This window comes from Actinacidiphila sp. bgisy144, from assembly GCF_057708105.1.
On sequence record NZ_JBYIRM010000005.1, the window covers coordinates 58,822 to 82,080 of the forward strand.

Annotated in this window: 17 protein-coding genes; 9 read left to right on the plus strand and 8 right to left on the minus strand. The window is 73.2% G+C overall.

The window, feature by feature from the left end:
• Positions 1-102: 102 nt before the first annotated feature.
• Entirely contained in the window at positions 103-1,218 is a 1,116-nt protein-coding gene (locus AC3EVP_RS07585) for a metallophosphoesterase (RefSeq protein WP_335971706.1), read from the minus strand.
• Positions 1,219-1,360: 142 nt separating this feature from the next.
• Complete coding sequence (locus tag AC3EVP_RS07590) at positions 1,361-2,467, minus strand: LacI family DNA-binding transcriptional regulator (protein WP_335971704.1); 1,107 nt, start codon at positions 2,465-2,467, stop codon at positions 1,361-1,363.
• Between the two features lie 293 nt (positions 2,468-2,760).
• On the opposite strand from AC3EVP_RS07590, the gene hisC reads away from it, so the two are divergent.
• The 4 genes from hisC (at position 2,761) to cydD (ending at position 10,218) form a co-directional block, all read left to right on the plus strand.
• The gene (gene hisC / locus AC3EVP_RS07595) at positions 2,761-3,846 is read left to right on the plus strand and encodes a histidinol-phosphate transaminase (protein WP_435127470.1); all 1,086 of its coding nucleotides are present in this window, start codon (positions 2,761-2,763) and stop codon (positions 3,844-3,846) included.
• Positions 3,847-4,041: 195 nt separating this feature from the next.
• Complete coding sequence (locus tag AC3EVP_RS07600; protein ID WP_335971700.1) at positions 4,042-5,571, plus strand: cytochrome ubiquinol oxidase subunit I; 1,530 nt, start codon at positions 4,042-4,044, stop codon at positions 5,569-5,571.
• A 38-nt stretch (positions 5,572-5,609) separates the two neighbouring features.
• Entirely contained in the window at positions 5,610-6,614 is a 1,005-nt protein-coding gene (cydB, locus tag AC3EVP_RS07605) for a cytochrome d ubiquinol oxidase subunit II (protein WP_435127473.1), read from the plus strand.
• A 67-nt stretch (positions 6,615-6,681) separates the two neighbouring features.
• Positions 6,682-10,218, plus strand: coding sequence for a thiol reductant ABC exporter subunit CydD (gene cydD / locus AC3EVP_RS07610; RefSeq protein WP_435127475.1), 3,537 nt, complete (start codon positions 6,682-6,684; stop codon positions 10,216-10,218).
• A 23-nt stretch (positions 10,219-10,241) separates the two neighbouring features.
• Here cydD and AC3EVP_RS07615 read toward each other — a convergent pair whose 3' ends face one another.
• The 3 genes from AC3EVP_RS07615 to AC3EVP_RS07625 form a co-directional block, all read right to left on the minus strand.
• Complete coding sequence (locus AC3EVP_RS07615; protein WP_335972217.1) at positions 10,242-11,144, minus strand: HAD family hydrolase; 903 nt, start codon at positions 11,142-11,144, stop codon at positions 10,242-10,244.
• A gap of 360 nt (positions 11,145-11,504) precedes the next feature.
• Positions 11,505-12,086, minus strand: a complete 582-nt coding sequence (locus AC3EVP_RS07620) for a DUF6344 domain-containing protein (RefSeq protein WP_435127477.1) — start codon at positions 12,084-12,086, stop codon at positions 11,505-11,507.
• A gap of 212 nt (positions 12,087-12,298) precedes the next feature.
• Positions 12,299-13,282, minus strand: coding sequence for a tellurite resistance/C4-dicarboxylate transporter family protein (locus AC3EVP_RS07625; protein WP_435127479.1), 984 nt, complete (start codon positions 13,280-13,282; stop codon positions 12,299-12,301).
• A 176-nt stretch (positions 13,283-13,458) separates the two neighbouring features.
• On the opposite strand from AC3EVP_RS07625, the gene AC3EVP_RS07630 reads away from it, so the two are divergent.
• The 4 genes from AC3EVP_RS07630 to narI are packed head-to-tail and all read left to right on the plus strand — an operon-like array spanning position 13,459 to position 20,538.
• A complete protein-coding gene (locus tag AC3EVP_RS07630) occupies positions 13,459-17,340 on the plus strand; it encodes a nitrate reductase subunit alpha (RefSeq protein WP_435127481.1) in 3,882 nt (1,293 codons plus the stop codon).
• The gene (locus tag AC3EVP_RS07635) at positions 17,340-19,043 is read left to right on the plus strand and encodes a nitrate reductase subunit beta (protein WP_435127483.1); all 1,704 of its coding nucleotides are present in this window, start codon (positions 17,340-17,342) and stop codon (positions 19,041-19,043) included. The genes AC3EVP_RS07630 and AC3EVP_RS07635 overlap by 1 nt, the downstream gene beginning before the upstream one ends.
• A complete protein-coding gene (gene narJ, locus AC3EVP_RS07640; RefSeq protein ID WP_435127485.1) occupies positions 19,040-19,819 on the plus strand; it encodes a nitrate reductase molybdenum cofactor assembly chaperone in 780 nt (259 codons plus the stop codon). Before AC3EVP_RS07635 ends, narJ begins: the two co-directional genes overlap by 4 nt.
• On the plus strand, positions 19,819-20,538 hold the full coding sequence (narI, locus tag AC3EVP_RS07645) for a respiratory nitrate reductase subunit gamma (protein ID WP_335971684.1): 720 nt from the start codon (positions 19,819-19,821) through the stop codon (positions 20,536-20,538). The genes narJ and narI overlap by 1 nt, the downstream gene beginning before the upstream one ends.
• Here the strand turns inward: narI and AC3EVP_RS07650 are convergent.
• A complete protein-coding gene (locus AC3EVP_RS07650; protein ID WP_435127488.1) occupies positions 20,463-20,882 on the minus strand; it encodes a hypothetical protein in 420 nt (139 codons plus the stop codon). The genes narI and AC3EVP_RS07650 overlap by 76 nt on opposite strands.
• Positions 20,883-20,948: 66 nt before the next feature.
• Positions 20,949-21,170 (minus strand): hypothetical protein, encoded by a 222-nt coding sequence (locus AC3EVP_RS07655; protein ID WP_335971679.1) that lies wholly within the window; start codon positions 21,168-21,170, stop codon positions 20,949-20,951.
• Between the two features lie 113 nt (positions 21,171-21,283).
• Between AC3EVP_RS07655 and AC3EVP_RS07660 the strand changes: the two genes are divergently transcribed.
• Positions 21,284-22,186: an LLM class flavin-dependent oxidoreductase gene (locus AC3EVP_RS07660; RefSeq protein WP_435127490.1), complete on the plus strand. Its 903-nt coding sequence runs from the start codon at positions 21,284-21,286 to the stop codon at positions 22,184-22,186.
• A 39-nt stretch (positions 22,187-22,225) separates the two neighbouring features.
• On the opposite strand, the gene AC3EVP_RS07665 is transcribed toward AC3EVP_RS07660, so the two are convergent.
• A complete protein-coding gene (locus AC3EVP_RS07665) occupies positions 22,226-23,242 on the minus strand; it encodes a MerR family transcriptional regulator (RefSeq protein ID WP_435127492.1) in 1,017 nt (338 codons plus the stop codon).
• Between the last annotated feature and the right edge of the window lie 17 nt (positions 23,243-23,259).

Consider the following 23,259-nt stretch of genomic DNA (forward strand, 5'->3'; position numbering starts at 1 on the left):
CCGCCTTCTGCCGGATACCCGGAGAGCGGTGGGACTACGGATACAGCCGATGGTAGGGCGGTACCCGGGGCCTTGACAGGGCGCAACCAGGAAATGTGGAAGCTATCCCACCAGCGGGAGTTGGGCAACGAGCAACCGGCCGTCCATCGTGACGCCGCCGTCCATCGCGACCGCGAGGTTCTCCGCGTAGACCATGGGTCCCTGGACCACGGGCGCGGCCGACTCGCCGTCCGCGAGCGGTTCCCCGCCCTCGCCGAGCAGGTAGGGGATCGGGCTGTGCCCGTGGACGACCCGCTCGCCTCCGTAGGTGCCGAGCATCTCGCGGGCCGCTTCGGCGCCGCCGTCGCCGCGGAAGGCGAACCGCTTGGTGAACTTGCGGAACAGGTCCCAGCATTCGTCGGCGTCGGCGCGCTGGAGCACACCGGTGACCGCGTCGTTCATCTCCTCGATGCTGCGGCCGTAGTCGAGGTAGGCGGTGGTGTCGGAGTGCAGCAGCAGGTGGCCGTCGGTGAGATGGGCGGCGTCGAGCCGGGAGATCCAGGTCAGGTGCCGGTCCTCCAGCCGCTCCATGTCCGACGGCTGGCCGCCGTTGAGCCGCCAGGCGGCGAGGAAGGAGGCGGTGCCCCCGGTGGAGTTGACCGGGGTGTCGCCGAACCGGTGGGCGCCCAGCAGCAGCAGTTCGTGATTGCCCATCAGCGCGCGGCAGTAGCCGCCGGCCGCCGCGGCCTCGGCGGACAGCTGCATCACCAGCTCGATCACGCCGATGCCGTCCGGGCCGCGGTCGGTGAAGTCCCCGAGGAACCACAGCCGGGCGCTGCCCGCCGACCAGTGGCCGTCCTCGTCGACGAGCCCCGACTCCCGCAGGGCGGCGAGGAGTTCGTCGAGGTAGCCGTGCACGTCACCGACCACGTAGAGCGGGCCGGGGCGCTCGCCCGGCAGCGCGGCGTCGCCGATCACCGGCAGGTCGTGGGCGGTGGGGGTGTAACCCGGCGGCACCAGCGGGGTGTCGGGGCGGGTCGGTTCGTAGCCGGGCGGAGCCGCGACCGGTGCCGGGGCGGCAGGGGCCGCGGGCGGCGGTGCTCCCTCGTAGCCGGCCGGGGCCGGCTGGTAGCCCGGTTCGTACCCGGCGGACGGCTGGAAGTCGGGCGCCGTCCCGTAGCCGGGCGCGGGCTCGTACCCGGTGTCGGGCTCATGCCCCTGACCTGCCCCCTGAGTCATCGACCCCTCCACGCTCGCGCCGCCATCCGCCCATCATAGGAATGCGGCTGGCGCGTTGTGACATACCCAGGCACCTCGTTTTCGTGGGCCTCGGACAAACCGCCACGTAGTCACCCGGCCGGGCGTGTCGGATCACGGCTGATCACGCCTCCCCGCGGGCCGGGCCGCGCGGCGGGCTGACGGTGGTGCGGTGCGCCCGCCGCTGCGAGGACGCCCGCACGATCAACTCGGTGGGCATGACCTGCTGTACGGGGTGGCTGGGTCCGATTCCCTCGATCGCGTCGATCAGCAACTGGACGACGGCGGTGCCGATCCGCCGGGGTTGCAGCGACAGCGTGGTGATCGGCGGGTCGGTGCCCGCGTAGCCGCCGCTCTCGCTGCAGCAGACCAGCAGCAGGTCGTCGGGGACGCGCAGGCCGTAGCGGCGGGCGGCGGCGAGCAGGTCGGTGCCGTTGGGGTCGAAGAGGCCGTGCACGGCGTCCGGGCGGTCCGGGCGGGCGAGTAACCGGTCGGCGGCCACGGCCCCGGCGCACGGGTCGTGGGCGGGGTACGCCTCGTACACCGGCTCCTGGCCGACGCGTTCGCACCACTCCAGGTAGGCGGTGGTGGACAGCCGGGTGTACGTGTCGGTGCTGGTGCCGGTGAGCAGGCCGATCCGCCGGGCCCCGGCCGCGGACAGGTGGTCGAGGATGCCGAGGACGGCCTCCTCGTGGTCGTTGTCGACCCAGGCGTGCACCGGCAGGCTGCCGGCCGGGCGGCCGTCGCTGACCACCGGCACGCCCTGCCGGACGAGTTCGGCCACCAGCGGGTCCTGGTCGGACGGGTCGATGACCACGGTGCCGTCCAGCGCCACGTTGCCCCACACGTCGTGCCGGGAGGACGCGGGCAGGATGACCAGGGCGTAGCCGCGGGCCAGTGCCGCGGAGGTGGCGGCTCTGGCCATCTCCGCGAAGTACGCGAACTCGGTGAAGGTGAACGGTTCTTCGCCGTATGTCGTCACTGTCAGGCCGATCAGGCCCGATCTCCCGGTGCGCAGCGTGCGGGCGGCGGCCGACGGGCGGTAGCCCAGCCGGTCGGCGACCTCGCGGACGTGGCGCCTGGTGCTGTCGGGCAGTCGGCCCTTGCCGTTGAGCGCGTCGGAGACAGTCGTGATCGAGACACCGGCGGCGGCGGCGACGTCTCTGATCCCCGCGCGTTCCAGCCGGCGTCCGACGGGGCGGCTCGCCTGGTGATTCCCTGCTGCTGTCATGGCGAGCCGATAGTAGGGCGGCACTGGTCCGTACGGCTTCCGGCGACGTGGCCCCCGTGCAGAACAGTTTCTGCAAGATCGAAAGCCGTATGCGAGGTGGAATATGCAGGCGGCAGGGCGGTCGGTCGAGGCGGATGGCGGCCGCGGGCGGCCTTCGCCCGGCCATTGGCCCGCCGCTATCGACCTCGGCAACTCACTCCTACGGGGGACGTGCGCCAGGGCGCGCACTACCAGCGCACTTCGCGGCGGCACGCACCTGCCGGGTGGTGCGGCCGCCCTCGTAGGGTGGGCGCATGACCACCCCGAAGCTGCGCGCGGAACTGGACGGCATCCCGACGTACAAGCCCGGGCGACCCCCGGCAGCGGCGGAGGGCGGCGCGTCGCGGCCCGCCTTCAAGCTGTCCTCGAACGAGAACCCGTATCCCCCGCTGCCCGGCGTCCTGGAGGCGGCGGCCACCGCCGCGGCCTCCTTCAACCGCTACCCCGACCTGTCCTGCGCTGCGCTGACCGCGGAGCTGGCGACGAGGTTCGACGTGCCGGCCGGGCACCTCGCCACCGGCACCGGATCGGTCGGCGTGGCCCAGCAACTGCTGCAGATCACCTCGGGGCCGGGCGACGAGGTGATCTACGCCTGGCGCTCCTTCGAGGCGTACCCGATCGTCACCCAGATCAGCGGTGCCCGGGCGGTGCAGGTGCCGCTGGACGCGGCGGAGGTGCATGACCTGGACGCCATGGCGGACGCGATCACCGAGCGGACCCGGCTGATCTTCGTCTGCAACCCGAACAACCCGACCGGGACCGTGGTGCGCCGGGCGGCGCTGGAGCGCTTCCTGGACCGGGTGCCGTCGGATGTGCTGGTCGTCCTGGACGAGGCGTACCGGGAGTTCAACACCGACCCCGACGTGCCCGACGGCGTCGACCTGTACCGGGACCGCTCCAATGTCGCGGTGCTTCGCACCTTCTCCAAGGCGTACGGCCTGGCGGGCCTGCGGATCGGCTTCGCGATCGCGCACGACCCGGTGGCCGAGGCGCTGCGGAAGACCGCGGTGCCGTTCGGGGTGAGCCAGCTCGCGCAGGACGCGGCGATCGCCAGCCTGCGGGCCGAGGCGGCGCTGCTGGAGCGGGTCGAGGGACTGGTCGCGGAGCGCACCCGGGTCGCCGCGGCCCTGGCCGGCCAGGGCTGGACGGTGCCTGAGACGCAGGCGAACTTCGTGTGGCTGCGGCTGGGGGAGCGCACCGGGGACTTCGCGGCGGCCTGTGAGCGGGCGGGCGCGACGGTGCGGCCGTTCGCGGGCGAGGGGGTGCGGATCACCGTCGGGGAGACCGAGGCGAACGACATCGTGCTGCGGACCGCGGAGGAGTTCCGCAAGGAGCTGTAGCGGTTCGCCCGGGTCCCGGTGCCGCGTCCTGGCACCACGTCCCGACACCGGCCCCGGGCAGAAAGTATGCTGACCTGCCGATTCGCCCCCTCTCACCCCCCCGGTAGAAGGGGGCGAACGCATGTGCGCGATACTGCTTGTGAATGAGTTCACGTTCACAAGCAGAACGCGTATCGGCAGCAAAGGAGACGTATCGTGCAGCTCGCACTGGAGCCACTGAGCGTCGCCAGGTGGCAGTTCGGCGTGACGACCGTCTACCACTTCCTCTTCGTCCCCCTGACGATCTCGCTCTCCGCGCTCACCGCCGGACTGCAGACCGCCTGGGTGCGCACCGGCAAGGAGAAGTACCTCGGGGCCACCAAGTTCTGGGGCAAGCTCTTCCTGATCAACATCGCCATGGGCGTCGTGACCGGGATCGTGCAGGAGTTCCAGTTCGGCATGAACTGGTCGGACTACTCGCGCTTCGTGGGCGACGTCTTCGGCGCCCCGCTGGCCTTCGAGGCGCTGATCGCGTTCTTCTTCGAGTCGACCTTCATCGGCCTGTGGATCTTCGGCTGGGACAAGCTGCCCAAGCGCATCCACCTCGGCTGCATCTGGATGGTGTCGATCGGCACCATCCTTTCCGCGTACTTCATCCTGGCCGCCAACTCCTGGATGCAGCACCCGGTCGGCTACCACTACAACCCGAAGACCAAGCGGGCCGAGCTCACCGACTTCTGGCAGGTCCTCACCCAGAACACCGCGCTCGCCCAGTTCTTCCACACCATGTCCGCGGCCTTCCTCACCGGCGCCGCGTTCATGATCGGCATCGCCGCCTACCACCTGGCCCGCAAGCAGCACATCGCAGTGATGCGCTCCTCGCTGCGGATGGCGCTGGTCGTCGCGGTGGCCGCTGGCGCGCTCACCGCGATCAGCGGCGACACCCTCGGCAAGGTGATGTTCAAGCAGCAGCCGATGAAGATGGCGGCGGCCGAGGCGCTGTGGGACGGCCAGAGCGGCGCGCCGTTCTCCGTCTTCGCGGTCGGCAACGTGAACAAGGGGCACAACGAGGTCGCCATCGACATCCCCAACCTGCTCTCCTTCCTCGCCACCGACGACTTCACCAGCTACGTCGGCGGCATCAACGACGTGAACAAGGCCGAGCAGCAGAAGTACGGCCCCGGCGACTACCGGCCGAACATCCCGGTCGAGTACTGGGGCTTCCGCTGGATGATCGGCTTCGGCGTGGTCTCCATCGGAGTCGGCGCGGCCGGGCTGTGGCTGACCCGGCGCCGCTTCTGGCTCGCGCCGGACCGGCGCACCGGGGAGGACGAGGTGCCGCATCTGATGCTCACCCGCACGGTCGGGCTCGGCGCACGGCTGTCCCCCTGGTACTGGCGGATCGCGCTGCTGACCATGCTCTTCCCGCTGGCGGCCAACTCCTGGGGCTGGATCTTCACCGAGACCGGCCGCCAGCCCTGGGTGGTCTACGGGGTGCTGCGCACCAAGGACGCGGTCTCCCCCGGGGTCTCCGTCGGCTACGTGCTGACCTCGCTGATCGTCTTCACCGCGCTGTACGGGCTGCTCGCCGTGGTCGAGGTCCGGCTGCTGGCGAAGTACGCCAAGCAGGGGCCGCCCGAGCTGACCGAGGCCGACCTGAACCCGCCGACCCGGATCGGCGGCGGGCCCGGCGGCAGCGCCGGCGAGGCCGCGGACGCCGACCGGCCGATGGCCTTCTCGTACTGACGGACCGACGGATCGACGACGGAAGGGAAGGGACAGACATGCACCTGCACGACGCGTGGTTCGTCATCATCGCCGTCCTGTGGACGGGCTACTTCTTCCTGGAGGGCTTCGACTTCGGGGTCGGCGTCCTCACCAAGCTGCTCGCCCGCGACCGCACCGAGCGGCGGGTGCTGATCAACACGATCGGGCCGGTGTGGGACGGCAACGAGGTGTGGCTGCTCAGCGCGGGCGGGGCGACCTTCGCGGCCTTCCCGGACTGGTACGCCACCCTCTTCTCCGGCTTCTACCTGCCCCTGCTGCTGATCCTGGTCTGCCTGATCGTGCGCGGGGTCGCCTTCGAGTACCGCGCCAAGCGGCCCGAGGAGCGCTGGCAGCGGAACTGGGAGCACGCGATCTTCTGGACGTCGCTGCTGCCCTCGGTGCTGTGGGGCGTGGCCTTCGCGAACATCGTGCGGGGCGTCAAGATCGACGCGCACCAGGAGTACGTCGGCACCCTCGGGGACCTGCTCGGGGGCTACGCGCTGCTCGGCGGGCTGGTGATGCTGGCGCTGTTCACCTTCCACGGCGCGGTGTTCACCGCGCTCAAGACGGTCGGGCCGATACGCGAGCGGGCGCGGGCGCTGGCCACGAGGATCGGCCTGGTCACCGCGGTGCTCGCAGCGGTCTTCCTGGTCTGGACGCAGATGCACAGCGGCGGCGGCCGCAGCCTGCCGGCCCTGGTCGTCGCGCTGGCCGCGCTGCTCGCCGCGCTCGGGACCAACCGGGCCGGGCGCGAGGGCTGGTCGTTCGCCCTGTCCGGGGTGACGATCGCCGCCACCGTCGCGATGTTCTTCCTCACCCTCTTCCCGGACGTGATGCCCTCCTCGCTCAACGGCGCGTGGAGCCTGACCGTCGGCAACGCGTCCGCCACTCCGTACACGCTGCGGATCATGACCTGGTGCGCTGCCATCGCCACGCCGCTGGTGCTGCTCTACCAGGGCTGGACGTACTGGGTGTTCCGCAAGCGGATCGGCACCCAGCACATCGCGGAAGCGGCGCACTGACCATGTCCGGACCGGTCGGGCCCGGTGCGTCGGTGTTCCACGTGAAACACGAAAGGGGATGTTCCACGTGAAACCGGTCGACCCTCGGCTGATGACATACGCGCGGACCACCCGGGTCTTCCTCGCCGGTGCGGTGCTGCTGGGCCTGGCGGGGGCCGGGCTGGTCGTCGCCCAGGCGGTGCTGATCGCCGACGTGGTGGTCGGCGGCTTCCAGCAGGGCCGCGGCGCGGGCGCGCTGCGCGGCGACCTGATCGCGCTGGCCGCCGTGGCGGTGGGGCGGGCGCTGGTGGCCTGGCTCACCGAGCTGTGCGCGCACCGGGCCGGCGCGGCGGTCAAGTCCCAGCTACGGCAGCGGCTGCTGGCCCACGCCACCGCGCTCGGCCCGAACTGGCTGACCGGGCGGCGCAGCGGCGAGCTGACCACGCTCGCCACCCGCGGTGTGGACGCGCTCGACGACTACTTCGCCCGCTACCTGCCCCAACTCGGCCTCGCCGCGGTGGTGCCGCTGGTGGTGCTGGCCCGGATCGCGACCGCGGACTGGATCTCCGCGCTGACCATCGTGGTGACACTGCCGCTGGTGCCGCTGTTCATGGTGCTCGTCGGGTGGGCGACCCGGGACCGGATGGACCGCCAGTGGCAACTGCTGGCACGGCTGTCCGGCCACTTCCTCGACGTGGTCGCCGGTCTGCCCACGCTGAAGGTCTTCGGCCGGGCGAAGGCGCAGGCCGACAACATCCGGAAGATCACCGACGACTACCGCCGGGCAACCCTGCGCACCCTGCGGATCGCTTTCCTCTCCTCTTTCGTGCTGGAGCTGCTCGCCACGATCTCGGTCGCGCTGGTCGCCGTCGGCATCGGCATGCGGCTGGTGCACGGCGAACTCGACCTGCGCACGGGCCTGCTGGTGCTGGTGCTCGCCCCGGAGGCGTATCTGCCTCTGCGGCAGGTGGGGGCGCAGTACCACGCGGCGGCCGAGGGGCTGGCGGCGGCGGAGGAGGTCTTCGAGGTGCTTCAGACCGCGCTGCCGGGCGCGCCTGCCGAAGGCGGCGGCCGGGTGGCGGCCCCCGACCTGCGGACGGCCACCATCAGCGTCGAGGACGTGGAGGTGGCACGCGACGGGCAGTTGGGGCCCACCACGCTGGAGCTCGCGCCCGGCCGGACGGTCGCCGTCACCGGGCCGAGCGGCGCGGGCAAGTCCACGCTGCTTCGGGCCCTGCTCGGGTTCGTCGAGCCCTCCGCCGGGCGTATCACGGTGGACGGGATCGACCTCGCCGACATCGACCGCGCGTCCTGGCACCGGCAGATCGCCTGGGTGCCGCAGCGGCCGCACCTGTTCGCCGGGACCGTCGCGGAGAACGTGCGGCTGGCCCGGCCCGACGCGAGCGACGCGGACGTACGGTCCGCGCTGGCCGCCGCGGGCGCGGGCGGGTTCGCGGCCCCGGACGACGCCATCGGCGAGGACGGCGCCGGGCTGTCGGCCGGCCAGCGCCAGCGGCTCGCCCTGGCCCGCGCCTTCCTCGCCGACCGGCCGCTGCTGCTGCTCGACGAGCCCACCGCGAACCTCGACGGGGACACGGAGGCCGAGGTCGTGGAGGCCCTGCGCGAACTGTCCGCCACCCGCACGGTGCTGCTCGTCGCACACCGCCCCGCTCTGCTGCCCCTCGCCGACGACGTCCATCCGATAGGTGCGGACGCGCCCGCGCGGCCGGTTCCGGCCGCCGCCCGGGAACTCCACCGGGCCGCCGGGCCGGCCGGAGCAGGGCAGCAGCCGTCCGGGGCGCCGGACGGGGCGGCCGCAGGCGCGGCGGAAGCCGAACCGCACATCGGCGGCAAACGGCGCGGCGGTGCCGGCGGCGTCCGCGGCTTCGTCCAGGCCGGCGAGGCCCGCGGATTCCGGGCCCGGTTCGCCGGGGCCTGCGCACTCGGCGTGCTCGCGCTGGGCTGCGCGGTCGGCCTGATGGGCACCTCGGGCTGGCTGATCAGCCGCGCCGCCCAGCAACCGCCGGTGCTCTACCTGATGGTCGCCGTCACCGCGACCCGCACCTTCGGCATCGGCCGCGCCGCGTTCCGGTACGGGGAGCGGCTGATCGGCCACGACGCGGTCTTTCGGGCGCTCGGCGGCGTACGGGTGGCCGTCTTCCGCCGGCTGGAGCGGCTGGCACCCGCCGGGCTCGGCCGTACCGGCCGCGGCGACCTGCTCTCACGGCTGGTCGCGGACGTGGACGGCGTGCAGGACCACTACCTGCGCTGGCTGCTGCCCGCCGTGACCGCGGCCGTGACCGGGCTCGGTGCGGCCGCCTTCACCGGGTGGCTGCTGCCCGCGGCCGGTGCCGTCCTGGGCGCCGGGCTGCTCGTCGCGGGTGTCGGCGTGCCGGCGCTGTCCGTCGCGGTGGCCCGGCGGACCGAGGACCGGTTGGCGCCCGCCAGGGGCGAGCTGTCCACCCGGGTGCTCGGGCTGTTCACCGGCACCGCCGAACTGACCGTGGCCGGCGCCCTGCCCACCCGCCGCGCGCGGGCCGCGGAAGCCGACCTCGCGCTGCGCCGGATCACGGCCCGCTCGGCCGCCGCCACGGCGCTCGGCGCCGGGCTCACCGCGCTGGTCACGGGCCTGACGGTGACCGGGTGCGCGTGGGTCGGCGTGCGGGCGGTGGCCGCCCACCAGCTGCACGGCGTCCTGCTCGCCGTCCTGGTGCTGCTGCCGCTGGCCGCCTTCGAGGCCGTCGCGGGCCTGCCGCTCGCCGCCCAGCAGCGGCAGCGCAGCCGCCGGGCCGCCCAGCGGGTGCGCGATGTGCTGGACGCGCCGCTGCCCGTACGGGAGCCGGAACGGCCGCAGGGCGCGCCGGAGGCACCGTATCCGCTGGTGCTGCGCGGGCTGACCGCGTCCCACCCGGGGCAGTCGCGGCCCGCGCTGGAGGGCGTGGACCTGACGTTGTCACCCGGACGCCGGATCGCGGTCGTCGGGCCGTCGGGGGCGGGCAAGACGACGCTGGCGCACGTGCTGCTGAGGTTCCTCGACGCCGAGCGCGGCACCTACACCCTGGCCGGGCAGGACGCCGCGGCGCTGGACGGCGACGACGTACGGCGGCTGGTCGGGCTGTGCGCACAGGACGCGCACGTCTTCGCCAGCACCGTGCGGGAGAACCTGCGGCTGGCTCGGCCCGGCGCACCCGACGCCGAACTGCGGGAGGCACTGGCCGCCGCGCGGCTCGACCTCGACCTGGACACGGAGGTCGGGGAGCACGGCGCCCGGCTGTCCGGCGGCATGCGGCAGCGGCTGGCGCTGGCCCGCGCGCTGCTGGCCGACTTCCCCGTGCTGGTGCTCGACGAGCCCGCCGAGCACCTGGACCTGCCCACCGCCGACGCCCTCACCGCGGACCTGCTGGCGGCCACCCGCGGCCGTACGACCCTGCTGATCACCCACCGCCTGGCCGGGCTCGCGGACGGCGCCGTGGACGAGATCCTGGTGCTGTCCGGCGGCCGGGTGGTGCAGCGCGGCGGGTACGCCGAACTGGCCGCCGTCGACGGGCCCTTCCGCCGGACCCTGGAACGGGAGCGCCGCGCCGAGGACAGCGCGCGGACGGCCGCGGAGCCGGTGGGCGTGTAGCTCCGCGGCGCTGCGGGCCGGGGCTACGGGAGGCGGTTCTCCCCGCCGTCCCCGCTGTCCCGGTCGGCGCGGTCATCCCGGTCGGCGCGGGCCGCGAGCAGGCGCTCGATGACGCGGGCCACACCGTCGTCGTTGTTGGACTCGGTGCGGTACGTGGTGGTGGCCAGCACCCGCGGATGGGCGTTGGCGACCGCGTACGACAGGCCCGCCCAGCTCAGCATGGCCAGGTCGTTCGGCATGTCCCCGAAGGCGACCACCTCGGCGGCGGTCACCCCGCGTTCGGCGCAGCACTTGGCCAGGGTGGTGGCCTTGCTGACGCCCGTACCGCTGATCTCCAGCAGCGCGGACTCGCTGGAGCGGGTCACCTCGCCGTGCCGGCCGACGAGCGTGTGCGCGGTGGCCAGGAACTCGTCCGGGTCGAGGGAGGGGTGCTTGGCCAGCAGCTTCAGCAGCGGCTGCTCGCGGTCGGAGGCGAGCAGCTCCTCGATGTCCGCGCGGGCCGCGGAGCCGTCCGCCTCGATCTGCGGATAGCCGGGCTCGCGCCGGAAGCAGAAGGTGCGCTCGACCGCGAAGGTGGTACCGGGAATCGCCGCACGCAGCGCGTGCGCGATCGCCAGCGCGTCGTCCTCGGGCAGCGGGAACGCCTCGATCAGCGTGCCGGCCCGCAGGTCGTAGACCGCGGCACCGTTCGCTGCGATGGCCATGCCGTGCCCGGCGAGGTGCTGTGCGACCACGCCCATCCAGCGCAGGGGGCGGCCGGTGACGAAGAAGACCTCGACGCCTGCGTCCTCGGCGGCGGCCAGGGCGGCGGTCGTCCGCTGCGAGATCGTCTTGTCGTCCCGCAGCAGCGTGCCGTCCAGATCGGTGGCGATCAGCCGCGGTCCGGGGTCGGCGAAGGTCTTTTCGTAAGTCTGGCGGTGGTGCAGGTCGAGTTGCTCGTGCTGGCTGTGCCGTTGGTGCTCGCCCTGCTCAGCGGGCCGTCCTGGCCGGCTCTGCTCGGGCGCCGTCCTGGGGTCCGGGTGGGCCTCGGGCCGGTGGTGGGCGTCGGAGGACTCGGCTGGCTCGGTGGCTGGGGTCACTGCCCCATCCTTCCGCACCGCAACCTTGTCCCGCTCGGGGGTGCGCAGATCCGCTCAGCGGAGCCGCTGTTTCAAGCCGTGTGTCAGGTGGATCGACGGGTCAAGCGCGCTGTCGCGTCGGCGGCGTGCGAGGTGCCGTGTGGTCCGGTCCGGCGGACCGGGCGCGAAGTACGCGGGGCGGGCACGGGGTGCGTCCAGCCGGGGCGTTCAGGCGGCGCGGGTGAACAGTTCGCGGGTGGCCTTGGCGCCGGACCGACCGGTGTAGTTCGCGCGGTGCGCGCGGGCACCGCGGTCGGTGGCGGAGGCAGCGGCGGCAGTGGCGGCCGCGGGGGCGCCGGCCGCGGTAGCGAGGGCACTGAGATCGCCGAACCCGTCGAGGCCGTCGAGGTCGTCGGCGGTGCGCAGGCTGCGGGCACTGGGCGAGGTGCCGTGGGCCTCGGCACCGATGCGCTGCTTCATCGTGGGCGGCAGCGTTCGGCCGCGGCTGCGGCGCACCAGGCGCGATTCGGCAGGGCGCGGTGCGGGGACGCGGGCCGCGCGTGCCTGCCCGCGGCTCGGCGGTGCGGCCGGTGCGTGCGCGGGTGCTCCGGCGGCCACCTCCTCCCGGGTCGTCGCCGCGACCTGCGCGACCTGCGCGACCTGCGCGGCGGGGGCGGTCGGGGCGGCGTCGGCGGCGACGGCCCGCCCGCGGGCGGCGGCACGGTCCGCGGTGGTGAATCCGAGTGCGGCGATGCACTTGAGCAGCACGCTGAGCAGCGCGCCCCAGAACGTCTTGATGTCGGCAGCCATCGACCTCTCGCTTCCTGGCTCGTATCCGGTGAACTGACTAATCCGATGATGCGGAAGCGAGCACACAAATCATGGCGCCGCACCTCGGGATCGGTGATATTCACATCAACGCCACTCGGATGGGGCAATCACGGCATCGCGGGCGGTCGCGAGCGGTTGCGAGCGGTTGCGGGTCAGGCGGCGGATCTGGTGTCGGACCGGGCGGCGGGGTCTCAAGCGGTGTGCGCCCACCGGGCGGTCGCGGCGACCCACCCGGCCGCCGTGAGCAGCCAGGCCGCGACCGCGATCCACAGCAGCACGCTGCTGACGCCGTGCAGCCAGCCGACATGGGCCGCCTGCCCGGTGGACAGCCCCGCGACGGCAGTCATGCCCAGCGGGAAGACCGTGGACCAGCGGCGCAGGTCGTAGCCCGGGCGCGGCCGGACGAACTCGGCGCAGGCCAGCACCGCGTACCAGGCGAAGTCGAGCGCGAGCAGCACGAAGGCGGCCACGCGCAGGGCCTGGTGAACGCTGCCCGTCCACAGCGGCGAGGCGACGAGCTTCGACGCGGCGAGCGCGGAGATCGCCAGCGCACCGGCGGCCACCCACTGGTCGCCGTGGCCGGTGAACACCTGCCGGAAGTCGAAGCGGACCAGCGCCTCCCCGTACAGCAGCACTCCCAGGCAGCCGACCGCCAGCGCCGCGCGGGCCAGCCAGTCGCCGCGCCCGGCCAGCGCGAGGGTGCCGCCCAGCACCGCCAGGCCCTGGGTGGCGACGCACACCAGGAACGCCACGCCCGGCACCGGCCGCTTCCAGTGCCGCAGCACCGACACCAGCAGCCACGGCCAGGCGGCGGTCGCCACGGCCAGCAGCGCCAGGGCGAGGGACTGCCGGCCGGCCAGCGAGAGGCGGGTGCCGAGCACGCAGGTCGCCGCCACGGCGGTCAGCGCGGGCGGGTTCGCGGCGCTCGCCTGCCACCCGGCGCGGTCGTAGGCGAGTTCGAGGACGAAGGCGAGGGCCAGCACCAGCCACAGCGCGGCCGCGACGGCCAGCGCGACCGCGGACAGCACGCCGTAACCGGTCAGGCGCAGCCCCACCGACAGGATGCCGGTCGCCATCACGGCCGCGCCCGCGCCGGGCGGCACCGTACGCAGGCCCTCCAGCGCCCGTGCGACCGGGGAGCCGTGGGCGGGGCGGTGCGCCGCAGGTGTGCTCACCGTTTCATCGGATCGCACGGGGTGCCGCTACGCCACCTTGGGGGGCCGAAGGGAGGAACCCGAGCGCGTGGCGCCCGGACGGCGGGCGGGCATCGGCCAAGTTGGGAGGGCCGACACGGTGCGGCGGGACCGGCGGTTCGGCAGGCGGGCCGGCGGTCCGATCCGGAAGGGGCGGTATGCGCAGGAGCACGGACGGCTCGGGCCGCCACGACCAGGCGGCGCCCGCCCGGCAGTCGGCCGGCGGCGGACCCGGCGGCGGCCGACCCGGCGACGGCGGACCCGGTGAGCAGGGCCCCGGCGAACAAGGCCCTGGCGAGCCCGGCGCCCTCCTGCTCCGCGCCGGCCGCCACTTCCGGCGCGGCCGGACCGCGCCCGACCTGCACAGCGAGCGCCTCGAAGGAGGCCGTGAGGGCGACCGCTTCTACCGCGACCGCTGGAGCCACGACAAGGTCGTCAACTCCACCCACGGCGTGAACTGCACCGGTTCCTGCCGCTGGAAGGTGTACGTCAAGGACGGCATCATCACCTGGGAGACCCAGGGCACCGACTATCCGACGACCGGACCGGACCGCCCCGAGTACGAGCCCCGCGGCTGCCCGCGCGGCGCCGCGTTCTCCTGGTACACCTACTCGCCGACCCGCGTCCGCTACCCCTACGTCCGCGCGGTGCTGCTGGAGATGTACCGGGAGGCGCGGGAACGGCTCGGCGACCCCGTGCTCGCCTGGGCCGACATCCAGGCAGACCCCGGGCGCCGCCGCCGCTACCAGCAGGCCCGCGGCAAGGGCGGCCTGGTGCGGGCGCGGTGGGAGGAGGCCGTCGAGATCGTCGCGGCGGCCCATGTGCACACCATCAAGGAGTACGGCCCGGACCGGGTGGCCGGCTTCTCGCCGATCCCGGCGATGTCGATGGTCTCGCACGCGGCGGGCGCCCGCTTCATGTCGCTGATCGGCGCCCCGATGCTGTCCTTCTACGACTGGTACGCGGACCTGCCGGTGGCCTCGCCGCAGGTGTTCGGCGACCAGACGGACGTACCGGAGTCCGGCGACTGGTGGGACGCCGCTTATCTGATGATGTGGGGCTCCAACGTCCCCGTCACCCGCACGCCCGACGCGCACTGGATGGCCGAGGCCCGCTACCGGGGCCAGAAGGTCGTCGTGGTCGCACCGGACTACGCCGACAACGCGAAGTTCGCCGACGAGTGGCTGCACCCGCACCCGGGGACGGACGGGGCGCTGGCGATCGGCATGGGCCACGTGGTGCTGAAGGAGTTCTTCGTCGACCGGCAGGTGCCGTTCTTCACCGACTACGTGCGCCGCTACACCGATCTGCCGTTCCTCGTCACGCTGACCGGGCACGAGGGCGGGGGCGAAGCAGGCGGCGGCGGGTATGTGGCGGACAAGTTCCTGCGGGCGGCCGACCTGGAGGCCGGCGGCGGCGCAGAGCCCGATGCCGATGCCGACGCAGAACCCGATGCTGCTGCCGATGCCGATGCCGCTGCCGCTCAGTGGAAGACCGTCGTCTGGGACGGCGCGACCGGCCGTCCCGCGGTCCCCGGCGGCTCCGTCGGCTTCCGCTGGACCGCCTCCGGCCAGGGCCGATGGAACCTCGACCTCGGCGCGGTCGAACCGGCGCTGACCCTGCTCGACGTCGAGGGCGCCGTCCCCGTCGAGGTGCTGCTGCCCCGCTTCGACACGGACGGCGGCGCGCACGGGCAGGGGCGCGGCTCCGTCGTACGCCGCGGGGTGCCCGCCCTCCGGCTGCCCGGCGGGCGCCTGGTCACCACCGTCCACGACCTGCTGCTCGCCCAGTACGGGGTCGGCCGCGCCGGACTGCCCGGCGACTGGCCCGCCTCGTACGAGGACCCGGACACCCCGGGCACCCCCGGCTGGCAGCAGGTCCATACCTCGGTGCCGGCCGCGGCCTGCGTCCGTATCGCGCGGGAGTTCGCGGCCACCGCCGAGCGGTCGAAGGGCCGCTGCATGATCCTGATGGGCGCGGGCACCAACCACTGGTTCCACTCCGAGACGATCTACCGCGCCTTCCTCGCGCTGCTCCAGCTCACCGGCTGCCAGGGCCGCAACGGTGGCGGCTGGGCGCACTACGTCGGCCAGGAGAAGACCCGCCCGTCGACGGGATGGGCGACTCTCGCCGGCGCCGCCGACTGGTCCCGGCCGCCCCGGCAGGCGATCGGCACCGCCTACTGGTTCCTGCACACCGACCAGTGGCGCTACGACCGCTTCCCGGCCGATGTGCTCGCTTCGCCGCTCGGCCGGGGCCGGTTCGCCGGGATGACCGCCGCGGACTGCCTCGCCCAGGCCACCCGGGCCGGCTGGATGCCGTCCTACCCGACGTTCGACCGCAACCCCCTCGACCTCGGGGACGCCGACGACCCGGTCCGCTCGGCCGTCGACGAACTGCGCGCGGGCACGTTGAAGTTCGCGGGCGAGGACCCGGACGCCCCGCGCAACTGGCCGCGCGTGCTCACCTTGTGGCGCGCCAACCTGCTGGGCTCTTCCGCCAAGGGCGCGGAGTACTTCACCAAGCACCTGCTCGGCACGCACTCCTCGTTGCGCGCGCAGGAGGCGGACCCCGAGGTCCGGCCGCGCGACGTCGTATGGCACGAGCAGGCGCCCGAGGGGAAGCTCGACCTGCTGCTGTCGCTGGACTTCCGGATGACCTCCTCCACGCTGCTGTCCGACATCACGCTGCCCGCCGCGACCTGGTACGAGAAGCACGACCTGTCCAGCACGGACATGCACCCCTACGTGCACGCGTTCTCGCCGGCCATCGACCCGCCCTGGCAGACCCGTACCGACTTCGACTCCTTCCACGCGATCGCGGCGCGGTTCAGCGAGCTGGCCGCCGGGCACCTGGGCACCCGGCGGGACCTGGTGGCGACCGCGCTCCAGCACGACACGCCCGCGGAGACCGCCCAGCCCGGCGGGCTCGCGCTGGACTGGCGGCGCGGGGAGTGCGAGCCGGTGCCCGGCGTCACCATGCCGGGGCTGACCGTCGTGGAGCGCGACTACACCGCGATCGCCGCGAAGATGGCCGCGCTCGGACCGCTCGCGGAGGAACTCGGGCTGCCCGCCAAGGGGCTGGCACTGCGCCCGGACACCGAGATCGAGGTGCTGCGGGCACTCAACGGCGCGGTCACCGGCGGCGGCCCGGCGGGCGGGCGGCCGCTGCTGGACACCGCGGCCAAGGCGGCCAACGCGATCCTGGCCCTGTCCGGCACCACCAACGGCCGCCTCGCCGTCCAGGGCTTCCGCACCCTGGAGAAGAAGACCGGCCAGGCCATGGCGCACCTGGCGGCCGACAGCGAGGCGCGGCGGATCACGTACGCCGACACGCAGACCGCGCCGGTGCCGGTGATCGCCTCCCCGGAGTGGTCCGGCAGCGAGGCCGGCGGGCGGCGCTACAGCCCCTTCACCCAGAACGTCGAGCAGCTCAAGCCGTGGCACACCCTCACCGGCCGCCAGCAGTTCTTCCTCGACCACGACTGGATGCACGAACTCGGCGAGGCACTGCCGGTCTACCGGCCGCCGCTGGACATGCACCGGCTCTTCGGCGAACCCGCCCTCGGCCCGGACGGCCGACGGGAGGTGACGGTCCGCTACCTCACCCCGCACAACAAGTGGTCCATCCACTCCGAGTACCAGGACAACCTGTTCATGCTGTCGCTCTCGCGCGGCGGTCAGGTGATCTGGATGGCGCAGCAGGACGCCGAGGCGATCGGGGTGCGCGACAACGACTGGATCGAGGCGGTCAACCGCAACGGTGTCGTCGTCGCCCGCGCGATCGTCTCGCACCGGATGCCGGCCGGCACCGTGTATATGCACCACGCCCAGGAGCGCACCGTCGCCGTCCCCCGGGCGCAGTCCACCGGCCGCCGCGGCGGCACCCACAACTCGCTCACCCGGCTGCTCCTCAAACCGACCCACCTCATCGGCGGCTACGCCCAGTTGAGCTGGGCCTTCAACTACCTCGGCCCGACCGGCAACCAGCGGGACGAGGTCACCGTGATCCGCCGCCGCCCCCAGGAGGTGACGTACTGATGCGGGTCATGGCGCAGGTCGCGATGGTGATGAACCTCGACAAGTGCATCGGCTGCCACACGTGTTCGGTCACCTGCAAGCAGACATGGACCAACCGGCGCGGCATGGAGTACGCCTGGTTCAACAACGTGGAGACCAGGCCGGGGCAGGGCTACCCGCGGCGCTGGCAGGACCAGGACCGGTGGCGGGGCGGCTGGCGGCTCAACCGCCGCGGCCGGCTCACGCTGCGGGCCGGCAGCCGGGTCGCGCGGCTGGCGAACATCTTCGCCAGCCCGGTGCTGCCGGGCATCAAGGACTACTACGAGCCGTGGACGTACGACTACGCCAACCTCGTCAACGCGCCGCTGGGCGAGGACTATCCGGTGGCAGAGCCGCGCTCGCTGCTCACCGGAAAGCCGATGAAGATCGAGTGGAGCGCCAACTGGGACGACGACCTTGGGGGGTCGGTCGAGCACGCCGACGCGGACCCGGTGGCGGCGGGCGCACGGCCGGGTGCGGGTGCGGGTGCGGGTGCGAGCGTAGGCGCGGGCGTAGGCGAGGGCGCGGGCGCGGATGCGGGGCAGGCCGCGCGGGATCAGCAGGCCGCGCGGGTCGCCGAGAAGGTGCGGACATCCTTCGAGGAGACCTTCATGTTCTACCTGCCGCGGATCTGCGAGCACTGCCTTAACCCGGCGTGCGTCGCCTCCTGCCCCTCCGGCGCCCTCTACAAGCGCGAGGAGGACGGCATCGTCCTGGTCGACCAGGACCACTGCCGCGGATGGCGGCAGTGCGTGACGGGCTGCCCCTACAAGAAGATGTACTTCAACCACCGCACCGGCAAGGCCGAGAAGTGCACCTTCTGCTATCCGCGGATCGAGATCGGGCTGCCCACGGTGTGCTCCGAGACGTGCGTGGGCCGGCTGCGCTACCTCGGGGTCGTGCTGTACGACGCGGACGCGGTGACGGCCGCCGCCTCGGTGCCGGCCGAGCACGACCTCTACCGGGCGCAGCTCGGTGTGTTCCTCGACCCGGAGGACCCGGAGGTGCGGCGGGCGGCCGAGCTCGACGGCATCGCGTACGACTGGATCGAGGCGGCCCGCCGCTCCCCGGTGCACGCGCTGATCAGCCGCTACCGGGTGGCGCTGCCGCTGCATCCGGAGTACCGGACGCTGCCGATGGTCTGGTACATCCCGCCGCTGTCGCCGGTGGTGGAGGCGCTGACCGGGACGGGCTTCGACGGGGAGGACGCGGGCAACCTGTTCGGCGCGATCGACGCCCTGCGCATTCCGGTGGAGTACCTGGCCGGGCTGTTCACGGCGGGCGACCCGGCGCCGGTGCGGGCGTCGCTGGAGAAGCTCGCCGCGATGCGCGCGCACATGCGGGCGATCAACCTCGGTGACGCCGAGGCGGGTTCGCGGTCGGACGCGGCCGACGCGGTCGGCATGAGCGGACCGCAGATCGAGGAGATGTACCGGCTGCTGGCCATCGCCAAGTACGAGGAGCGGTACGTCATCCCGACCGCCGCCATGGGCGACGCGCGGCGGCTGGAGGAGTCGGCGCTGCCGGCGGAGTGCTCGCTGGACGGCGAGGGCGGCCCGGGAATGGGAGGCGGCCTGGGGCCGTTCGGCGAGGACTCCGGGCGGCGGCAGCTCCCGCTGGTCAGCCTGGAGAGCTTCCACGCGCTGCGCAGACGGCAGACCAGCGACGACGAGGGGGAGCGGTGAGCGCGCCGGCGATGGCGGCCGCGCGGCCGATCCCGTACCGGGCGGCGGTGCTGTACCAGGCGGCTGCGCGGCTGCTGGCCTACCCGGACACGGAGCTGGCCGGTGAGCTGCCGCTGCTTCGGGAGGCGCTGCGGGCGGTGGGGACGCCGGAGGCGGAGGCGCTGCTGCCGGTGGTGGCGTATCTCGCGGGGGACGGGTCGGCGGGGGTGGCCGAAGCGGCCGGGCAGGGGTCGGGAGTGGCGGAAGCGGCTGGGCAGGGCTCGGGGGCCGAAGAGGCGGCGCGGGGCCCGGAGGTGGCGGCCGCGCCGGCGGACCTGTCCGGCCTGGCGGCCGCGTACGTCGCCACCTTCGACTTCACCAGCCGCCACTGCCTGCACCTGACCTGGTGGACCGAGGGCGACACCCGGCGCCGCGGTGCCGCGCTGGTCCGCTTCAAGGAGCACTACCGCCGGTACGGCATGGACCCGGTGGATGGTGACCTGCCCGACTTCCTGCCGGTGGTACTGGAGTTCAGCGCGGCCACCCGCACCGACGCGCTGCTGCGCGAGCACCGGCCCGCCCTCGAACTGCTGCGGCTGGCCCTGACCGAGAACGGCACGCCCTACGCCCGAGTGCTGGAGGCCGTGTGCGGCACGCTGCCCGGCGCCTCCCCGGCGGACCGGGCGCAGGCGATGGCGATGGCCCGCGGGGGACCGCCGAGCGAGGAGGTGGGGCTGGTGCCGTACGGCCACCTCGGACTGCTGCCGCTGCTGACCGACCGATCGGAGAGCCGCTGATGAACACCCTGCTGTGGGGCGCCCTGCCGTACGTCGCCTTCGCGCTGCTGGTCACCGGCCTGATCTGGCGGCACCGCTACGACACGTTCGGCTGGACCACCCGCTCCTCGCAGATCTACGAGTCCCGGCTGCTCTCGGTGGCGTCGCCCGTCTTCCACTACGGCATCCTGTTCGTGCTCGCCGGCCACCTCCTGGGGCTGTTCGTACCGGCGTCCTGGACCGACGCGATCGGTGTCGACGAGCACGTCTACCACCTGCTCTCGCTGATCGGCGGCACCCTCGCGGGCCTGCTGGCGATCGTCGGCATCGCGCTGCTGGTCTACCGGCGCCGCACCAACGCGCCGGTGCTGCTGGCGACCACCCGCAACGACAAGTTCATGTACGTCCTGCTGCTCGGCGAGATCGCGATGGGCCTGTACGCCAAGCTCACCAACTCCTCCTTCAGCCACGGGTACGACTACCGCACCACGATCGCGCCCTGGGCCCGCAGCCTCTTCACGCTCGACCCCAGCACCGACCTGATGGCCGGTGCGCCGCTGACGTACCGCATCCACGCGGTCATCGGCATGGTGCTGATCGCGGTGGTGCCGTACACGCGCCTGGTGCACATGTTCAGCGCGCCGGTGCAGTACCTCTTCCGCCCCTACCTCGTGTACCGCAGCCGCGGCCCGCTCACCGAGCAGCCGCAGCCGCGGGGTTGGGACCGCGTGGACGCGTGACGCCGTGCGGCCCCCGACTCGTCTCCGCTGAACGACCCGTGCTCGTCCTCGTATCTCCGCAGGCCGGCCCCGAGCAGCTGGATGCCGAAGTACTCGGCGAAGGCGGCCCGGGGGTAGGAGGACATGGCGCCGGAGACGAGCCATGCGCCGGGCACCGGTGCCAGGGCTACCAGCCGGGCGCCGACGAAGCCTCCTTTCGTGACCCCGCGGAAGGACGCACGCCCGGCGTTGGTGTGGGTCCGGTGTTCCAGGTCGTCCAGCAGGTTGGGCAGGAGCAGGCAGTCACCGTCCTTGCCCCGTACCTCGAAGATCCCCTCCACCGGGTCACGCCACGCCAGGACCATCTGCCGGTCCGTGTCGGACAGGTCCGGCCCTCCCCGAACGCTACGAGGTCTTCCTTCAGTTCGGCGCTACGTCGTAGGACCGGTGCGAGATCGGTGACGGTGCTCATGTCGTCCTCCGCCGCGCCTCGCCGCCTGTCCGGGTCGCTCCAGGACGGTCGTGGCGAACGGAACGGCCAGGTACTCGTCGATGACCGCCAGGAATCCGTTGACCGCCTCGACCTCGTCGAACGTCTCAACGGTCGCTTTCTCGATCAGCGCGTCCAGTTCGGCGGTGCCGCGTGTGCTCATCTCAGCCGCGGTAGCGAGCCGATGCGCGCTTCGTCGTCCGCTTCCACGAGACTGCCGTCGTGGTACGGCCATGTGTTGTCGCCACTGGTACGGGGTTCGTTGCTCGTAAGGTCATGCCTATGCGACTGAGCACTGTGATCCTGCCGATCTACCGCTGGGCCGAGGGGCGGAAGGTGTGGGAGGGGGCGGAGGAGCTGGGCTTCCACGCGGCCTACACCTACGACCACCTGTCGTGGCGGGTCCCGTTCCGGGACCGGACGTGGTTCGGGGCGATCCCGACCCTGACCGCCGCCGCCGGGGCGACCACCTCCATCCGCCTGGGCACCCTCGTGACCTCGCCGAACTTCCGGCATCCGGTTCCGCTGGCGAAGGAGCTGATGACCCTGGACGACGTCAGCGGCGGGCGGGTGACGCTGGGGATCGGGGCCGGCGGGACCGGCTTCGACGCCTTGGTGCTCGGGCAGGAGGCATGGTCGCCGCGCGAACGGGCCGACCGGTTCGCGGAGTTCGTCGAACTGCTCGACCGGCTGCTCAGCCAGGGCGACATCACCTTCGGGGGCAGCTACTACTCGGCGGTCGAGGCACGCAATATCCCCGGCTGCGTGCAGAGTCCGCGGCTGCCGTTCGCCGTGGCGGCCACCGGGCCACGCGGCATGAAGCTGGCCGCGAAGTACGGCCAGGCATGGGTGACCACGGGCGACCCGGCGCTCTACGAGACGGGGACCCCGCAGCAGTCGCTGGCGGCGATCCGGGACCAGGTCGAACGGCTCGGCTCGGCGCTGCGCGACGCCGCCCGCGACCCGGCCGGGGTGCCCAAGGTGCTGCTGACCGGTTTCACCCCGGACCGGGCCGCCCCGTTCAGCTCGCTGGACGCCTTCGTCGACTTCGCCGGGCGGCACCTCGAGGCCGGGATCGACGAGATCGTCATGCACTGGCCGATCCCCGACTCCGACTTCGGCTACGACCACGCGATCTTCGAGCAGATCGCCATCGAGGCGCCCGGGCAGCTCGGCTGATACCGCTCGGCGCCGGCCAGGGACGTACGGCGCCGGGGGTCATGGTGCGGCTGCCCGCCCGGCCAGCGCGTCCATCCGGCGGGCGGCCGCCTCACGGTCGGCGGCCGCCGCGACGAACTCCGCGATGCGCTCCGCACCCACCAGGTCCCGTACGGCGCCGACGGTGGTGGCGGGCAGCAGGACGGAGACCGGCTCGGACGCGGCACGAGGTGCAGCGGCGGGGGCGGGCTGCGGCGTTGGGGCCGGTGGGGGTACAGGGGCCGGCGGGGGCGCGGGTGCGGGCTGCTGCTCGGGTGCTGCCGACTGCAGGGCGGCGTCGCCCAGGTGGCGCCGGATGTGCTCGGTGGCCCGCAGCCGCATCGCGCGCGCCAGTTCGGCGTCCACGGTCTGCTGGGCGAGCGGGCGCAGCCGCCGGATGAGGTCGATCGCCTCGGTGGCGTCCTCCGCCGTCGGCGGGTGCTGGAGGAAGCGCTGGAAGACGTGCTCGGTGGTGAACTCCAGGAACCGCTCGGAGATGTGCTCGACCTGGCCGCGCACTTCCTGCAGATGCCCGGTGATCGCGGACAGCGGCACCCCGGCGCGGTGCAGCTCGGCGGCGACGGCCAGTTCGCTGGGGCTCGGTGCCAGAAACTCGTCGTCATGCCCGGGCACCGCCTCCAGGACGCCCAGCCGCAGCGCCTCCTCGACCGCCCCCAGGTCCATCACCCCGCCGAACGACTCGGTCAGCTCCGCCAGTGCTATCCGGGCCGGCGACTCGTCGGACCACGGCCGGTCCACCTCCCCGACCAGCCCGAGCACGCCGCCGAGCCCGGTCCCGGAGTCCCAGGCGGCGAGCAACTCCTTGATGCTGGCCAGCGTGTACCCGCGCTCCAGCAGGTCGGCGATCTGCCGCAGCCGGACCAGGTGCGTGCCGTCGTAGACATTGGCCCGGCCCTGCCGCCCGGGTTTGGGCAGCAGGCCGCGGTCGGTGTACGCCCTGATGGTGCGGACCGTGGTGCCGCTGAGGCGGGACAACTCCTCGATCCGGTAGGCGCGCTGCTCTTCCGCGGTGGTCACGGTCGTGCTCCTCGCTG